The organism is Streptomyces sp. NPDC007896, assembly GCF_042959425.1.
In the GTDB taxonomy this organism is placed as follows: domain Bacteria; phylum Actinomycetota; class Actinomycetes; order Streptomycetales; family Streptomycetaceae; genus Streptomyces.
On the sequence record NZ_JBIBKX010000003.1, the window covers coordinates 424277 to 439497 of the forward strand.

The following is a 15221-nucleotide window of genomic DNA, read 5'->3' on the forward strand; positions in this document are numbered from 1 at the left end:
GGTTATGCGCTGAGGTGTCCGTGAAGCAACTGCCAGGCTCCGGCGTTGTTGACGAGCACGTTGGCGCCGCAGCCGGTTCCTGATCGCGGCTGGCCGTCGACGGTTCCGGTCCAGGTGAACCGGTAGCGGCAAACCGCGCGGCCATTGCTGTGGGTGATCCACTCCAGGGCGTCGATCTGGTAGATGTCGTCGCGGATGGTGGCGAAGGTCTCGGCGATGGCGGAGAGGACAGCTTCGCGACCCCGGTGCGATCCGTCGGAGAACCAGTAGACGGCATCGGGAGCGATCAGCGGGGGACGGCCAGGAGTTCACGCGATCGTCAAATGGGTGCCTCACGACCACGCAGGGGCCCGCACCCTACGTTCGCCCTCTGTACGCCCGTCGATAGCGCCTACGTCGGCAGATGGGTCCCCGTTTCTGGTCCCGTTGGCCTCCTGTTCGTCCGGGTGGGGAGTACCGGCCGCACACGGACGGGCGGAAGGGTTTCCACAGCTCCTCACCCCTAGGAGTACAGGATGAGTCACAAGTCCGGCAGACACCCTCTGCGCACCCTCCGTGCCATCGCGACGCTCGGCGCCACTGTCACAGCCCTGATCGCCTTAACCGTTTCCCCCGCGTCGGCGATCGGTGATGGCATCCACCGGGTCAACAGCGAACAGACCGGCCTCTACCTCGACACCAACGGGACGGCCATCTACGCGCTCAAGGACGCTGGATCGACCGGGTACGGCAACCAGATCTGGGTGGTATCCAACGTGGGCTCCGGCCGCTTCCGGATCCGGAACCAAAACACGAACGTCTGCCTGGACAGCAACACTGCTGGCAGTGTCTACCCGCTCGGCTGCAACGGCGGCAACTACCAGAACTGGTACACCAGCGGAGACCGGATCGTAAACGCCCAAACCGGTCGATGCCTGGACAGCAACTACGCCGGTAACGTCTACACCCTCGGCTGCAACGGCGGTAACTACCAGAACTGGTACTGGAATTGGTAGGTCCCACCGTACCCAGGTCGAGTAGCCACATCTGGGGCTGCCGGTTCCGGGCACGCAGGAGCACCGCACAGCCGAAAGCTTGACCGGCGGATCCCGGAACAACTGACAGGCAGGCACTTCGACACGCGCAGATCCCCGACGCGGTCGCGGGCATCGCGCCGGGCGGTGAGTGTCACGCTCACCGCCCGGCGACGAGGCGAGCAATCGTCAATGCCTGTGGTTGAGTTCTGACTTCAGCTTCGCGTTGGGGTGAGTCTGGCGAGTCCTTCGATGCCTGCGAGTTGGTCGTGGAGGGCGGGGTCTGGACCCGGGGCGGTGACCAGGAGGAGCACGGGCAGCTCGGGGTGCTGCTCGTCGTAGAGGTCGTTGTCGCCGTCGTCGCCGGGTAGGGCGTTCGGCTGGACCTGGATGCGAGTGGCGTCGTTGAGGGTGGCGAGCAGGTAGATGCCCAGGTAGTCGCTGTCCCGTTCGACGAAGACTGCGCCAAGGCGATCGGCCAGCAGGTCGGCAAGCTGCTTGGCGGTGTGGGTGCTCGTGCCGTACGTGTCGAAGGCGGTCATGATGGGGTGTGCTCCTCAGGCTGCGAGGGTCTCGTCGCGTTCCACCAGCAGTCCGTGTTCGAAGCGGGCGCCGGCGCGGACGAGCGGGACGAGGTGGGCGCCGGTGACCGCGCGCCAGCGGGCCTGGGCGGACTCGACGAGCTTGAACACCATCGCGAGGGCTGCGGCCGGGCTGCCGGCGCCGCGGGTGACCTTGGTGTGGAGCTTGACCGTGGAGAAGGTCGACTCAATCGGGTTCGTGGTCCGCAGGTGGATCCAGTGCTCGGCCGGGAAGTCGTAGAACGCCAGCAGTTCCTCGGCGTCGTCGGTGATCTTCGCGATGGCCTTGGGGAACTTGGCGCCGTAGGTCTTTGCGAACGCCTCGATGGCCTTCGCGGCGTGCGCGCGGTCCTCGGCGTTGTAGATCTCCTGCATCGCCTTCGTCGCGCCTGGCTGTGCGGACTTCGGCAGGGCGTTCGTGACATTGCGGGCCTTGTGGACCCAGCACCGCTGGTGGCGGGCAGCCGGGAACACCTCGGCCAGGGCCTTCCACAGCCCCATTGCGCTGTCGCCGACGACCAGCTCGGGATCGCGCATGCCGCGCCTGCGGCAGTCGCGCAGCAGGTCGGCCCACGACTCGGTCGACTCACGCAGCCCCTCGGCCGGCGCAATCAGTTCCTTGGTGCCGTCCAGGCGCACACCCATCAGCACCAGGACACAGGAGTGCGCCTGCCCGAGCCGCACCTTAGGGTGCACACCGTCCGCCCACACGTACACGTAATCGTTGTCCGCGAGGTCGCGCTGCTGGAAGGCGGCGTGGTCGTCCTGCCACTGACTGGTCAGGCGGGTCACCGTGGCCGGCGACAGGCCGGCCGCCGAGCCGAGGAACTGCTCCAGAGCGGGCACGAAGTCCCCCGAGGACAGTCCGTGCAGGTAGAGCAGCGGCAGCACCTCGCTGACCTTGGGCGACGTGCGGCACCAGGGCGGCAGGATCTTGGAGGAGAACCGTATCCGCTCGCCGGTGGCCACATCGACCCGCTGGTCGTTCACGCGCGGGGCCGTGACCTCGACGGGACCTGCTGCGGTGGTCACGGTGCGGGGCCGGTGGTGGCCGTTGCGGACCACCCTGCGCCGCCCGGCCGCGTCCGTCTCGGCGGCCAACTCGGCTATGTAGTGGTTGACTTCGGCCTCCAGCGCGGCGGCGAGCATCCGGCGGGCGCCCTCGCGCACAATCTCGTCGATCAGGGAGTCGGACTCGGTCGAACCATCGGCGTTCACTACGCTGAGCATCGGGCGTGCCTTCCCGACCCGCGCTGCGAACGCGGGCCTACTCGGTGACCATCACAGGATCATTCGGGAAGGTACGCCCTCTGCGTCCCTCCCAGGGCTGATCCACAAGTCCTGAGCATTGCTCGGCACACGGCCGCCAGCACGATGGTCATGGAGACCATGTGATGAAAGCGGCCGGGCTCGAAGCGTGTTCCCACGCCCGCGGAGCGTGCTGCAGAGCCTGAGCGGTCCCGCTAGGTCGTGCCACCACACGTGTCAGAGGGTTGTCGCCTGCCTCACCCCGGGAGGGAGTCTGGTCCGGGGACAGTCCTCGTGCAGGTTGACCATCGACCTGAGGCAGTCTGTTGCTTACCCAGAGTGTCTCCGGTGTCGGACTGCCTGGAGGGTAACGGCGCCCCCAGGCAGCCGACTTGAGGCTCTAGAAGAACCCAAGTTTCTTCGGACTGTATGAAACAAGAACGTTCTTCGTCTGCTTGGTGGTACATCGTACGTATGGCGCCGGCCTCAGCGAATGCGGGGTTTGTAGAGCGTTGGCGGGAGCTGGTCCGTGTATGGTCCGGATCTTGGCGCAGAGAGGGTGAAGGTGTGCCAACGCTTGTCGGTGACGGCTGGTGGCCGTCTCGTCCGCCGGGTCGAGCCTGGATCGCGGCCTTCCCGGCGCGCAGCAAAGGGGCCTGTCTCGGACTGAACCCGGCGTTAATCGCCCAATGAGACGGACAACGACGAAGGGGCCCACCGCAAGGGCCCTTCGACATCGTGCCCGGTGACGGACTGACGGAGACGAGAATCGAACTCGTGAGGGGTTGCCCCCAGCACGCTTTCCACATGTTCGTCTGGGGGTTCGGGGAGGGTCGGGGAGAACAAGCGGACTGAGAGACAGGGCCCAGCGACCGCTATCCCTCCGTGGCAAGCTTCCGCAACTTGGCAACGGGGATGCGGTAGTTGAGTGCGGCGGCGGCTACCGGTCTGTCGTGGTCAGCCCACTGCAAGAGCGCGGGACCGGAATGCGGGTCGCCGGCCAGGACCCGTGGTTCCCCGGACCTGGGAATCGTGCCGGCGATCTTGAGGTCGACGCCGAACTGTTCAGTCCAGAAGTAGTGCTGGTCCTCATAGGCCGCGCTGTCGGCGTCGAGAAGACTGCAGGCTGCTGTCTTCGCTTGCACGATGGCATTCGTCCAGTGAGGGAGCCGCGCATACGTACCGTCGGTGCTCCTTCGGACCGTCACGTCTCCGGCCGCGGTCACCCATGCGGCTGCGGTGCGGCAGCGCTCGTCCACGACCAGTCCGTTCTGAACCGGTAGCCGCGACGTCGTGAGCCATTCGACAGCGGGTATGTCGCCGACAGCGGTAACGACGAGGTCGGCGTTCATGACGCCTCGCCCATCGACGCTCACGCCGTGAACAGGATCCCCGACCAGGGTCGCGCCGTTGGGAGACACGATGACCTCGAGGCCACAGGCCACTGCCCGGCGGGTGACGAGGCCTGCAAGCCATTCACCGAGCTGTCGCTGTTGCGGCAATGTCTGGGCAATGAGGGAAACGCGAACGCCGCGGGAGATCAGCGTCGAAGCCACCTCCATTGCAAGGAAGCCCGAGCCCACGACGATTACGCACTTGACATTGAGAAGGCGCGTACAAATATCTCTGGCATCTGCCAGCGTCCGAAGAACGAACTCGCCTCGCTGGCCGCGCTGCGCCAATCGTCGCGCGTGGGATCCGGTTGCGATGACCGTGCCGTCGAATACGACCGCGCGTCCATCGCTGAGACTTACCGTGCGGTTGGAGACGTCCAGGCCAGTAGCAGACGCGCCACGGATCAGCACCACGTCGTCTGGTAGCTTGGACAACGCGGCACTCTGCGGATCACTCGTGCCGGCGAGTATCCCTTTCGACAGCGGAACCCTCGAGTACGGATCTTCATGTTCTTTGGAGATGACGGTGAGTTCACCGTCCCAGCCTTGGGCCCGAAGCGCCCCAGCAGCGGTTACGGCGGCAATTGAGCCACCAACGATGACGATCCGGCGCATTAGTCCCGAACCGCGAGTGCGGCGACAGGACAGACACGGGCGCCCGCACCCGCGAGTTGTTCAAGCTCGGGACTGATCGGTTCTTCAACCTTGAGACGCACGTAGCCCTCATCGTCCAACTCATAGACTTCGGGTGCCGTCTCGGCGCACAGCCCGTAGCCCTCACACGTGGGAAGTTTGATCTCGATTTTCATTCCTTGTCCTCTTGGCTAGTTCGCCTTGACGGTCAGCGGGACTGCATCGAGGCTTCGGACGACGGGGTTCTTTCCGCGGACAATTGGCCCGGAGAGTTCGAATGCCTCGACGAGAGGGATGAACGCCTCGAAGAGCGCCGTCATCTCAAGGATCGCAATGCCGCGTCCTGGGCAGCCGTGAGCTCCATACCCGAATGCGAGGTGGTCGAGAGGGTTTCGATGGAGGTCGAACGTGTCCGGATCCGGGTAGTGCCGCGGGTCGCGGTTCGCCGCCGCCCAGTGCAGCATGACCCTCCCGCCGGCCGGGATCGGCGTCCCGCCGATCTGGATGTCCTGCGTCGCGATTCTGAAGAATCCGGTGACTGGGCTCTCCAGACGCAGGACCTCCTCAAGGACCTGTCGCAGCAATCCCCGGTCCTCGCGCACCGCGCTCCAGATCTCGGGACGCTCCGCGAAGAGGGCAAAGGTCGCGCTCAATGCATTGACAGTCGTGTCCATGCCCGCGGTCAGGTAGGCGTTAAGGCTCGCCACTGCGTCATCGAGCCCGATTCGGCCTTCGTCGACCGCGTCCATCATGACGTCGCCCCATTTTCCCGGGGTGAGCTTGCTGCGGTCCGCCATGGTGGGAATCCACTGCTGGTAGGTCACCATCTCCTGGAAGTGTTCCTGGAGGTACTGAGTGATCGGCCCGAAGCCGGCAAAGGTCGCGTCTGCTCCTGGATGGAACTTCTCCCGATCTTCGACGGGGAGGCCGATCAAGTCCGAGATGACATTGATGGGATAGACCGCGGCGATGTCCTTGTAACCGTCGAAGCTCCCCTTCGCAGTGTGTTCGGCGGCCACGGCTGCGGCGTATGCCTGAATCTCGTTGCGAACGTCCTTGAGTGCTCGTGGCGCCAGCTTGTCCGACAGGATTGCTCGCAGGCGGTCGTGTTCCGGTGGGTCGTTGGCCAGAACGCCGCCCTTGAGGAAGTCATTGAAGTCCTGTCGCAGAGCGACACCGCGCGCAGAGGTGAATGCTTCCCAATCGCCCGTGGCCTCCCGCACGTCTTCATACCGGGAGAGGAGCCAGAACTCGTACTTCGACATGTACACCGCCGCAGACTTCTCCCGGAGTTCGGCAAGCACAGGGAAAGGATCGGCAACGACGTCCGGACTGAATAGATCGACATCGCTCTGGACGCGAGGTTCGCTCATGGCAGTGGGTCTCCTCAGACAACGCTCGAATGCGGCCGGGGACAGCGATGTGATCACAGCCACAGTAGGTGCCGGGGTGAGTTAACCGCCCAGGCCTCGTGCTCCGAAAGCGGAGTGCAGCAGATTCTTTTGACTGCCAGTCATTGACGACATCAATGGTCGGCGCCGAAGGTTGATGAACCGGTCGCCCACCGCGCCCCAACGCGAGCGCGTCACAACGGATGAAGGGTTGGCTATGGATCTCAGCCGCATCGACTTGAATCTGCTGGTCGCGCTCGACGCTCTCCTGGCGGAACGAAACGTGACTCGGGCTGCCGCGCGCCTGTCGGTCGGCCAGTCGGCCATGAGCTCAACGCTTGGCCGTCTGCGTCGCCTCTTCGATGACCCTCTCCTCGTACGCGAAGGTCGACAACTGCAGGCGACACCCTTCGCCGAGTCCATTCTCGGCCCCCTGCGCGAAGCTCTCGCCCAGGTCGATCAGGTTGTCAACAGCAGTCGTCCGTTCGACCCCCGGACGACGCACAGGACGTTCTCGATCATGGCGACCGACTATGTGACGCTGATCTACCTCTACCCGCTCCTCGATCAGCTTTCGCGCGAAGCCCCGCACGTGTCCTTGAAGCTCTTCCCGGTCAGCTCTGACGCGTCCGATCAGCTGTGGCTTCGCGAGGTGGATCTGCTCATCCATCCGCTCGAGACGCTGCCAAGCGCCGAGCGGTTCAGACGCGTGGCGCTGTTTCGCGATCGCTATGTTGCCGTGACCGACGGGATGTCTTCGCACTTCGACGTGGGGTTGGCGCCTTCGGATCTGACCTCACGACCCTTCCTCGCGACAACGATCGCCAACAGAGCCGCCTACGGCGACGTGCAGCTGGAGAATCTCGGCATCAAGACCAACCAGGTCATCGTGGCCAGCTGCGTTCTCGCTCCCTTCCTCATCCGCGGAACCTCGCTGCTGACTTTGCTCCCCGAGCATCTGGCGCAGTACGCCGCCGCGCAGGTCGACATTCGGCTCCTTGATCCGCCGGTTGACCTGGCACCTGTGACAGAAGCGATGCTTTGGCTGCCACGGCATGACAATGACCAGGCGCACCGCTGGTTGCGTGACACCTTCCGTACTGTCGTGGAGACATTCGACATGACCAGCTGGAACTGGGAGACGGGCCGGCCGATGGAGCGCACCGCGAACTGACGTGGGGTCTTGGCGCCGAGACTTGGGCGGACGACGTCGCACCAAGGCTCTGCACCCAGAGTGAGTAATGGCCTCTGGTCCCGCGCGGCCGACACGGTTCAGGCCGTCCCGCAGGTTCTGCAACAGCGTCTCGGGCATGCGTCGCGATGCGGTCGCCGGTCACGTCGTCGTTCCGGCCCAAGTGGTCCGCCCGGGTTCCGCAGTCAATCGGGGTTCTGGGCGAACGAGGGACGCGTCCCGGGCATGGAGCATTACATCAGGGGAGCGGTTACGGCTGCTTGCTCACAGCTCGCGGGCATGGGTGGCTGGAAGTCGATGTCGGGCGGCACAGGCGTTGTTCATTCAACGGTGCCGCTCCTGTCGACGCGAGCGGCGTCCCTGCAGCATGGCCGGTCAGGTCTTCCCCAGGTCAGTGAGCCGCTGAACGGACAGGGAGCAAGCCATGTCCAGCCATGACAGGAATATCCAGGTCGAGCCCGAGGCCTCGTACTGCCCTTATCCGCTGTACACCGAACTGCGAGAGCGAGGCGTGACCTTCGTCGAGGAGGCGGGAGCCTTCATGGTCACTCGGGCCGAGGACGTCGACACGGTGCTGCGTGACGTCGAGACGTTCTCGTCGCGCGACACCATTGGTCTTCCGCCGGCCGAGCCGGGGGGTGAGCCGACGGGGCCCGGGTTCTACCTGGTCGACACGGATGCGCCGGAACACAGCCGGCGCAGGCGGTTGGCGGCCAGGGCGTTCACGTCCGGCCGGGTCGCCCGCTTCGAGCCGGAGATCCGGGCGATGGGCGCGGAGCTGATCGAGGGCCTGCGCGGGCGGGACGAGGTCGATTTCGTGGCTGACTTCGCCGTGAAGCTGCCCATCGCTGCCATCGCCACGGTGCTGGGCGTCGAGGAAGCGGACACCGCTGCGATGCGGCGGCTGTCGGAGAAGGTGCTTTCCGTCCTCGGAGACGCCCCCGACCCGGTCGGCTTCGCGCGGGCCTGTGAGGAGTTCGGTGCGCTCCTGGCGCCGGCGTTGGAGGCCGCGGCCGGCGTGGAGCAGGAGACCACCATCCTGCACACGATCGCAGCCTCTGAGATCGGCGCGGAGGACGCCATGCGGTTCGTCATCGAGTTGCTGTTCGCCGGCAACGTGACGACCGCCGATGCCATCAGCAGCAGCACCAGGTTCCTGGCCGAGGATGTGCGGCTGGCCGACCGGTTGCGGCGGGAGCCGTCGCGGCTGGCGCCGTTCGTCGAGGAGTCACTGCGCCTGGAATCGCCTGTTCAGGGGCTGTTCCGGACCGCGACCCGTGACACCGAACTCGGCGGCAGCCCGATTCCGGCCGGCGCCCGCCTCCTGGTGGGTTTCGGAGCCGGCAACCGTGACCCGAAGCTGGTCGAACGGCCCGATGAACTGGACCTCGATCGTGTCTCGCCGCACTCGCACTTCGCGTTCGGCCGGGGAGCGCACACATGCCTGGGACACGCCCTCGCCCGCCTGGAGGTGCGCGTCGCCCTGGAGGTGCTGCTGGGCACGGTGCGACGCTTCGAGTTGACGGTCCCACCGGAGCGGCTCGACTACCAGCGCATCCTCAGCGTCAGGCATCTGCAGTCCTTGCCGCTTCGTCTGTACTGGTCCTGAGGGACCGTACCGTCTCCCAGAGTGTCCCGGACGCTCAGGTACCCGACCTCGCTGAGGCCGGGTCCGAGCCGGAGGGACTTTCGTGGTGAAGCCGGGACCGGTGGAGGCAGGCCATCGCCACCGGTCCCGGCTTCACCGGGTCCGGGGTTGTTCACCGCCGGGCCGTGCACGGTCAGATGGGTGGCCTTCGGCGGGTAGCCGGCCGCCGTGACCGTGTACTCGCCGCCGTCGAGGTCGGTGAAGGCATAGCCGCCGTCCTCGCGGGTGGTCGCGGTGGCCACCACGTTGCCGCCGTGTCGATGAGCGTGACCCGCGCGTCGTTCAGCGGCCGGCCCGCGGCTTGGACCAAGCCCCGCACGTGCAGGCCGAGGGAGAGTTCGAGCTCGGTCCTGGTGACGCCCTGCGCGGCGATCTCGACAGGCAGCGCGATCGGCCGGTAGCCGGCCGCGGTCACCGCCAGGGTCAGCTGACCGGGCACCAGCTCGGCGAAGCCGAAGGTGCCGTCTGTGTCGGAGAGCCGCCGGCGAGCACGTCGGCCGCGACCACCATGGCGCCATCGACCGGCTTCCCGAGGCCAGGCGTCCAGGCTGCGGCCGCCGTCCGGTCCTCCACCGGCGTCCCGGTCAGCGGGCACGTCATCGGCGTCGAGTCGGCACCCATGCCGCGGGCGGTCATCACCCTGATCTCGCTGGGCGGGCGGCAGGTGAGCCGCATGGTGGCCCACGCGGACGGTGCCTACGCGGTGGACGCGCCGGGCGCGGGAAGCTACGTACTCATCGCTTCTGCCGAGGGCTACCAGCCGCAGGCGTCCACGGTCGTGGTCGGCGGCGAGCCGGTCTCGTACGACATCCTGCTCTCCGCCACCAGCGGCCTGGTCGGCACGGTCAGGTCGACCAAAAGAGCCTAGACCTCGCCAACACAGGCCCGCTGACCTTGCTGACGGGTTATCAGACTCCTGCAGTCCTCCGCCGGATCGGCGCCAAACGGCTGGAGACGTGGCTGCGCAACCGCAAGGTCACCCCGCGCTGACCGGCTTGCCGAAACCGCTGTCGAGGCCGCCGAGCGCCAGAACCCGAGCCTTCTTGGGGAGAAGCTGACCGCCGAGCTGGTGCACACGCTGGCGAAGGAGGTGATGGTCCTCAACCAGCACATCGCCGAGGTCGACAAGCTCATCGAGGCCCGATTTCGCGACCACCAGAGCTTCGAAGTGATCACCAGCATGCCCGGCCTGGGTGCCATCCTCGGTGCAGAGTTCCTAGCTGCCACCGGCGGCGACATGGCTGCCTTCGGCACCCCTGACCGCCTTGCCGGCTTCGGGGGTGTCGCGCCCGTTCCCCGCGACTCGGGCAAGATCAGCGGGAATCTGCGACATCCCCAGCGATACAACCGCGCCTCCAGCGCGTCTTCTGCACCTCTGCGTTGTTCAGCATCCGCTACCGCGAAGAGTCGCGCCGCTATTACGACCGCAAGCGCGCCGAGGCGAGCGTCACACTCAAGCCGTCCTCGCCCTCGCCCGCCGCCGTGTCACCGTCGTCTGGCCTCTCCTGCGCGATGGACGGTGCTACCAACACACTCCCCCCATCGCCCTGACGGCTCGACAAACACCATTAGTAGGACTCCGTCGGGTCTGTCAGTTGACCGTGTTCAGGAGCATGCGGAGTGTGTGGACGCACATGAAGTCAATCGTGTTCGGGCGACGTTGGCGTTATTCGTGGCGGATGTGTTCGCCTCGGTGCCGCGCAAGGAACAGTGGGCCAAGAGCGACTGTTACCTGCGGGGACTGATTATGGACGGTCGCCGCAAGTCCATCCAGGCCATGGCCTCGCGGCTGCCGTACGGCAGTGCGCCGATTGCAATGACCACTGATCTGCCCCCTCCAAGCGCCTCACTGTGTGTGGGCCTTCACACCTGGCGGGGGCTCTGCGGCGACGTCGCCGCGGGAGTCGGCTCGGCTCATCGACCAGTTGCTGGTGCAGCAGGCAGGAGCGGCGCCGGCATGACCATGGGCTACGGCTTGGCGAGCTGGTTGAGGGCGTCGGTAAGCGTGAGCTCGCCGTCGTCCTTTGCGTCGTGCCACCGCGCCAGGGTCGACGCGGCCGCGCGCAGCATCTCCGAGGGGAGGCCAGCAGCCGCAAGCATGTCGGCGGCTTCCTCAAGTTCCGGTCCCCATCTCCAGGCGCGTGCCGCCGTCATGACGATGTACTCGGGTTCGGCGAGGTGCGAGGTTGTGCGCCGGGAGGCGACGTCGATGAGCTCCTGGTCCACGCCGTGCTCGCGCGCCAACCCGATCGCGAGCGCCACCAGCACGCGCGAGGTCTTCTGGAAGCTTGCGTACGCGAGTTTCAGAGCAGACGCCTGCCCGATGCCGGTGCCCAACACCTTCGTACGGACCGCGGTCCCGGCGAAGAGTGCCTCGACTCGCTCGGTCGCGCCGGCCGCGCCGGACAGGTACAGCGTCGGTGTCTCGCCCTTTACGGGTGGGGCGCCGACGACGCCACCGTCGACGACGGTCGTCATCGGTCCGAGCAGCCCGGCGATGCGTACGGCGCGTTCGGGGTTGATGGCGTTCGCTTCCAGGTACAGGCCTGCGTACGCGTGCTCGGCGACTTCGCGGGCCAGGTCCTCGGCCGCGGCCGGCGGGCACAGGCTGATCACGACGTCGCAGCGGTCCAACAGCTCATGCAGCGTGGGCACCGGCTCCAGGCCGAACCGCTCTGCCCGGGCCCTGCTGGCCGGGCTGCGCCCGTCCGTGCTCCACAGGACCGCGGTGGAGTTGGTCGCGGCGCACGCTGCGACTGCGGCGCCCATGCTGCCGGGGTGGAGGATGCCGACGGTGGGCTGGTTCACAGTGCTACTCCGGGGTTTCGTTGAGCAGGAATTTGATGGCGTCGGTGATGTCGTCGACGGTGTGGTGCGCGGCGGGGAGAGGCTGGATCCCCTACATGAACCGCACCGGGATCCCCTGGCACTATCTGGACATCGGCCGCCCGCCAAACCATGACCTGCGCAGTCTCCTGGACGCGGTCCACGGCCGCGGCGTTCGGCCCGCCAGGCGGGCAGGATCGGTTCGACCAACTCCCAGCGGGCATCGGATAAATCGCTGGGATAGTGACGACGCTCAGCCATGTCTCCTGGAGTACCGGGTGCCGCCGGCCAGGCCCAGGTGCATGCATCAGGCCCGCGAAGCGAACGGAGTAGAACGGCGCATCCTGGGATGAAACACGAGGAGTGCATCCAAGATCACCTACTCAGCGCCGCGTGCTTCCGCCGTCCGCGACAATGATCTGTCCCGTGATGAACGAGGCGTCGTCGGAGGCGAGGAACGCCACGACGCCCGAGACGTCGGCCGGCATCTGCACACGCTTGATGTTCTGCATTTGCACGGTCTGCTCGAAGAAGAACTCGCTCGTCTTCTCCGCCGCCGTGGCCGTGCGGACCAGGCTCGCCGCGACGCCGTTGACGGTGATGTCGTGAGCGGCGAGGTTGGCGGCCAGGACAGAGGTGAACCCGTTCAGCGCGCCCTTGGCGGAGACATAGGAGACGAACGGAGGCGGCGGAGTCCAGTAGCTCGAGGACGTGATGTTGATGATCCGTCCCGACCCGGACTCCTTCAGGTCGGGCAGGAACGCCCTGGAGGCCAGGAAGGGGCCGTCCACGTTGACGGCGAAGGTGCGACGCCATTCGTCGAAGGTCACGTGGTCGAAATCGGCCAGCAGGACGACCGCCGCGTTGTTCACCAGGATGTCGGCGGCGCCGAGCTCACGTCGGACCCGGGCGGCGAACCCGTGGATCGCGTCCTCGTCCGAGACGTCGACCTTGTCGCTGAAGAATCGCTGACCGGTCTCCGCGACGAGGTCCCGCGTCTCGTCGGCCGGATCGATGTCCGCGACCGCGATGTCCGCTCCCTCCGCCGCGAGCCTGCGGGCGATCTCCTGCCCGATGCCCGTACTGCCCCCGGTCACGACGGCGGTCCTGCCCGTCAGCTTCCCAGTCATGGGTCACTGCTCCTTCCGGTGCTTCCGGGCGGCCGCGACAAGGCCGTCCTCCAGGGATGGTGCGCTTCGAGACGGCGGAACAGCGGCGGATTGTTCGTCTAATGAACATGACCGTTGAGCTGGGCGGGGGTCATTCCTACCTTGACGCTGCTCGACGGTCGGCCACCGCGCCGAGCGTCCTGAATCGGGTCAGGTGGAAGGGCGGCGCGGAGGTACTCCGCAAGGCTCAGGGGCGGCACGGCAGCGGTGTTGCCGGGATGACCGCGACAAAAGCACCCACAAAGGTTCCGGCAGCGGACGCCGGTTCCGACAGCAGCGCTTTGCGCCAAGGAGTCGTCCATGGTTCAGATCGAGTCGCCCAAGGCGGCAGAGGGAGAGGGCGGCAGATACACCCTGACCTCGGGCACCCTGGTCGCGGTGGTTCTCGCCGTCTGCCTCGCACAGATGGCCCTCGCCGTCCCATCACTCATCAACGGGCTGATCCAGCAGGATCTCGCGCCCTCCTCGGCCCAACTGACGTGGATCACCGACGCCTTCATGCTTCCCGTGGCGGCGCTGGAGCTGGGCTTCGGCGTGTTCGGTGACCTGTTCGGCCGTAAGCGTCTGCTCGTCGGGGGCGCCGCGTTCATCGCGCTCGGCTCGACCCTCGCGGTCCTGGTGCCGGGTTCGGGATACACGAGTGACACCCGGGTGACGTTGCTGATTGTTGCCCAACTCCTCAGTGGCATCGGGGCCGCGGCCATCTTCCCGACGAGCCTCGCCATGGTGGCGGCCGGCACGCACACCACCGCCACCCGCGCACGTGGCGTGGCGATCTGGGCTGCCGCGCTGTCGATCGGCGGCTTCCTCGGTCCGCTGCTGGCAGGCCTCTCCACCAAGATCCACAGCGGCTGGGCCGGGAACGCGAACTGGCGCTGGGCCTACGTCGGTGTCCTCGTCATCGCCGCGGTGAGCGCGATCCTGTCGCTGGCCATCGCCCGCAACTCCTCCTCGCCCGAGGGCCGATCCCTCGACTGGCCGGGGCAGATCACTTCCGCACTCGGTCTGTTCGCTCTGCTGTACGCCGTGATCCAGGGCTCCGAGAGCGGCTGGGCGAGCCCGCAGATCATCATCGCTTTCCTCGCCGCGGCCGTGCTCCTCGGGCTGTTCGTCTTCGTGGAGAACCGCGCGGACGCTCCGCTCCTTCTCCTGAGCGTGTTCAAGAACCGGGCGTTCGCCGTGAACTCGGTGGTCACCGTGATCGGGATGTTCGGCTTCCTCGCGATCATGTACTCGACCAGTATCCGCCTCACCATCATCCAGGGAATCAGCCCGCTGAAGGCCTCCGTCGCCTACCTCTTCTTCGGAGGCATCGGCCTCGTGCAGCTGCCCCTCACCTCCAAGCTGCTCGAGCGGTACAACCCCCGGTGGGTGCTCTTCACTGGCCTGACCCTCATCGGCGCCAGTGGGCTGTGGTTCGCCGCCATTCCGACCAGCAACCGGGCACTGTCCTCCATCTTCGGGCCGCTGATCCTCGCCGGCGTCGGCTCGGCACTGGCCTTCGCCGCCATCAGCGCGGTCGCGGTCAACACGTTGCCCAACCACCTCGCCGGCATGGCAAGCGGTGCCACGAGCACGTTCCGGGACCTCGGGTTCGCGCTCGGCCCCGCGATCATGGGCGCTGTCGCACTGAGCCAGGCCGCCAAGGAGATCTCCCGCAACCTGGCGGACAATCCGACCCTGAGCAAGGCCTACGCGGCTTTCCAGGCCGCTCCGGCCCATGCTCCCGCGGATCAGAAGCCGCAGCTGGAGGCGGCGGTGCACGCCGTGGGCTCGGGCCCGCTCGGCGCCAACTCGGTGCCGGGCAGCATCACTTCGCCGGACGGTCACGTCATCCCCTTCAACCCGCTCAAGGACGTCGCTTTCCACGCCCTCAGCAGCAGCTACTCCCTGGCGTTCGTCCTCGGTGGCGTGGCCGCTCTGGTGGCGGCCGCACTCACCCTCGTGGGCGGGCCCGGCGGCGTGGACCAGGCCCATCTCGACGACGACCCACACACCCTCGACGGCTGACCACTGACGAACGCGTCGGCGCGGGAACCGACGGGCCGGTCAAGACAGCTGGAGCGCCCGCTGCGACACCTCACAACGAGCTGTTGCGGCGGGCCACGGCGTACAGGAGACAAGGA

At 66.7% G+C, this 15221-nt stretch carries 12 protein-coding genes and 5 pseudogenes; 7 read left to right on the forward strand and 10 right to left on the reverse strand.

The genetic code is table 11. The annotated features are described in order from the left end of the window. Positions 1 to 2: 2 nt before the first annotated feature. Positions 3 to 290, reverse strand: coding sequence for a DUF4440 domain-containing protein (locus ACFZDJ_RS13175; RefSeq protein ID WP_391059143.1), 288 nt, complete (start codon positions 288 to 290; stop codon positions 3 to 5). Between the two features lie 225 nt (positions 291 to 515). Between ACFZDJ_RS13175 and ACFZDJ_RS13180 the strand changes: the two genes are divergently transcribed. Next, entirely contained in the window at positions 516 to 995 is a 480-nt protein-coding gene (locus tag ACFZDJ_RS13180) for an RICIN domain-containing protein (RefSeq protein WP_391058490.1), read from the forward strand. 233 nt (positions 996 to 1228) lie between these two features. On the opposite strand, the gene ACFZDJ_RS13185 is transcribed toward ACFZDJ_RS13180, so the two are convergent. The 5 genes from ACFZDJ_RS13185 to ACFZDJ_RS13205 all read right to left on the reverse strand — a co-directional run bounded on the left by ACFZDJ_RS13185 (position 1229) and on the right by ACFZDJ_RS13205 (position 6242). After that, positions 1229 to 1555: a hypothetical protein gene (locus ACFZDJ_RS13185; RefSeq protein WP_391058493.1), complete on the reverse strand. Its 327-nt coding sequence runs from the start codon at positions 1553 to 1555 to the stop codon at positions 1229 to 1231. A gap of 15 nt (positions 1556 to 1570) precedes the next feature. Then, positions 1571 to 2824 (reverse strand): IS256 family transposase, encoded by a 1254-nt coding sequence (locus tag ACFZDJ_RS13190; RefSeq protein WP_391058495.1) that lies wholly within the window; start codon positions 2822 to 2824, stop codon positions 1571 to 1573. Positions 2825 to 3717: 893 nt separating this feature from the next. After that, positions 3718 to 4851 (reverse strand): FAD-dependent oxidoreductase, encoded by a 1134-nt coding sequence (locus tag ACFZDJ_RS13195; protein ID WP_391058498.1) that lies wholly within the window; start codon positions 4849 to 4851, stop codon positions 3718 to 3720. Next, complete coding sequence (locus ACFZDJ_RS13200; RefSeq protein WP_391058501.1) at positions 4851 to 5045, reverse strand: ferredoxin; 195 nt, start codon at positions 5043 to 5045, stop codon at positions 4851 to 4853. The genes ACFZDJ_RS13195 and ACFZDJ_RS13200 overlap by 1 nt, the downstream gene beginning before the upstream one ends. A 15-nt stretch (positions 5046 to 5060) precedes the next feature. Further along, entirely contained in the window at positions 5061 to 6242 is a 1182-nt protein-coding gene (locus ACFZDJ_RS13205; protein ID WP_391058504.1) for a cytochrome P450, read from the reverse strand. 235 nt (positions 6243 to 6477) lie between these two features. Between ACFZDJ_RS13205 and ACFZDJ_RS13210 the strand changes: the two genes are divergently transcribed. After that, complete coding sequence (locus ACFZDJ_RS13210; RefSeq protein WP_391058507.1) at positions 6478 to 7434, forward strand: LysR family transcriptional regulator; 957 nt, start codon at positions 6478 to 6480, stop codon at positions 7432 to 7434. 442 nt (positions 7435 to 7876) lie between these two features. Beyond that, complete coding sequence (locus ACFZDJ_RS13215) at positions 7877 to 9061, forward strand: cytochrome P450 (protein ID WP_391058510.1); 1185 nt, start codon at positions 7877 to 7879, stop codon at positions 9059 to 9061. 149 nt (positions 9062 to 9210) lie between these two features. On the opposite strand, the pseudogene ACFZDJ_RS13220 reads toward ACFZDJ_RS13215, so the two are convergent. Continuing rightward, positions 9211 to 9631: pseudogene (locus ACFZDJ_RS13220) on the reverse strand (collagen binding domain-containing protein); the annotation flags it as partial. Between the two features lie 37 nt (positions 9632 to 9668). Here ACFZDJ_RS13220 and ACFZDJ_RS13225 point away from each other — a divergent pair. The 3 pseudogenes from ACFZDJ_RS13225 to ACFZDJ_RS13235 form a co-directional block, all read left to right on the forward strand. Beyond that, positions 9669 to 9959 (forward strand): annotated as a pseudogene (locus tag ACFZDJ_RS13225) (carboxypeptidase-like regulatory domain-containing protein); the annotation flags it as partial. After that, positions 9956 to 10656: pseudogene (locus tag ACFZDJ_RS13230) on the forward strand (transposase); the annotation flags it as partial. The pseudogenes ACFZDJ_RS13225 and ACFZDJ_RS13230, both read left to right, overlap by 4 nt. Before the next feature lie 68 nt (positions 10657 to 10724). Continuing rightward, positions 10725 to 10904: pseudogene (locus ACFZDJ_RS13235) on the forward strand (transposase); the annotation flags it as partial. Positions 10905 to 11068: 164 nt separating this feature from the next. Here ACFZDJ_RS13235 and ACFZDJ_RS13240 read toward each other — a convergent pair. The 3 genes and pseudogenes from ACFZDJ_RS13240 to ACFZDJ_RS13250 form a co-directional block, all read right to left on the reverse strand. Continuing rightward, the gene (locus tag ACFZDJ_RS13240; protein ID WP_391059145.1) at positions 11069 to 12055 is read right to left on the reverse strand and encodes a DUF1932 domain-containing protein; all 987 of its coding nucleotides are present in this window, start codon (positions 12053 to 12055) and stop codon (positions 11069 to 11071) included. After that, positions 12053 to 12187, reverse strand: a pseudogene (locus ACFZDJ_RS13245) (IS5/IS1182 family transposase); the annotation flags it as partial. The pseudogene ACFZDJ_RS13245 and the gene ACFZDJ_RS13240, both read right to left, overlap by 3 nt. Before the next feature lie 122 nt (positions 12188 to 12309). Next, complete coding sequence (locus ACFZDJ_RS13250) at positions 12310 to 13056, reverse strand: SDR family oxidoreductase (RefSeq protein ID WP_391058513.1); 747 nt, start codon at positions 13054 to 13056, stop codon at positions 12310 to 12312. A 339-nt stretch (positions 13057 to 13395) separates the two neighbouring features. On the opposite strand from ACFZDJ_RS13250, the gene ACFZDJ_RS13255 reads away from it, so the two are divergent. Then, complete coding sequence (locus tag ACFZDJ_RS13255) at positions 13396 to 15105, forward strand: MFS transporter (protein ID WP_391058516.1); 1710 nt, start codon at positions 13396 to 13398, stop codon at positions 15103 to 15105. Positions 15106 to 15221: the final 116 nt, after the last annotated feature.

Coding starts and splice junctions, on each gene's coding strand:
- ACFZDJ_RS13180 (WP_391058490.1), top strand. CDS start 516: ATGAGTCACAAGTCCGGCAGACACCCTCTGCGCACCCTCCGTGCCATC.
- ACFZDJ_RS13185 (WP_391058493.1), bottom strand. CDS start 1,555: ATGACCGCCTTCGACACGTACGGCACGAGCACCCACACCGCCAAGCAG.
- ACFZDJ_RS13190 (WP_391058495.1), bottom strand. CDS start 2,824: ATGCTCAGCGTAGTGAACGCCGATGGTTCGACCGAGTCCGACTCCCTG.
- ACFZDJ_RS13195 (WP_391058498.1), bottom strand. CDS start 4,851: ATGCGCCGGATCGTCATCGTTGGTGGCTCAATTGCCGCCGTAACCGCT.
- ACFZDJ_RS13200 (WP_391058501.1), bottom strand. CDS start 5,045: ATGAAAATCGAGATCAAACTTCCCACGTGTGAGGGCTACGGGCTGTGC.
- ACFZDJ_RS13205 (WP_391058504.1), bottom strand. CDS start 6,242: ATGAGCGAACCTCGCGTCCAGAGCGATGTCGATCTATTCAGTCCGGAC.
- ACFZDJ_RS13210 (WP_391058507.1), top strand. CDS start 6,478: ATGGATCTCAGCCGCATCGACTTGAATCTGCTGGTCGCGCTCGACGCT.
- ACFZDJ_RS13215 (WP_391058510.1), top strand. CDS start 7,877: ATGTCCAGCCATGACAGGAATATCCAGGTCGAGCCCGAGGCCTCGTAC.
- ACFZDJ_RS13250 (WP_391058513.1), bottom strand. CDS start 13,056: ATGACTGGGAAGCTGACGGGCAGGACCGCCGTCGTGACCGGGGGCAGT.
- ACFZDJ_RS13255 (WP_391058516.1), top strand. CDS start 13,396: ATGGTTCAGATCGAGTCGCCCAAGGCGGCAGAGGGAGAGGGCGGCAGA.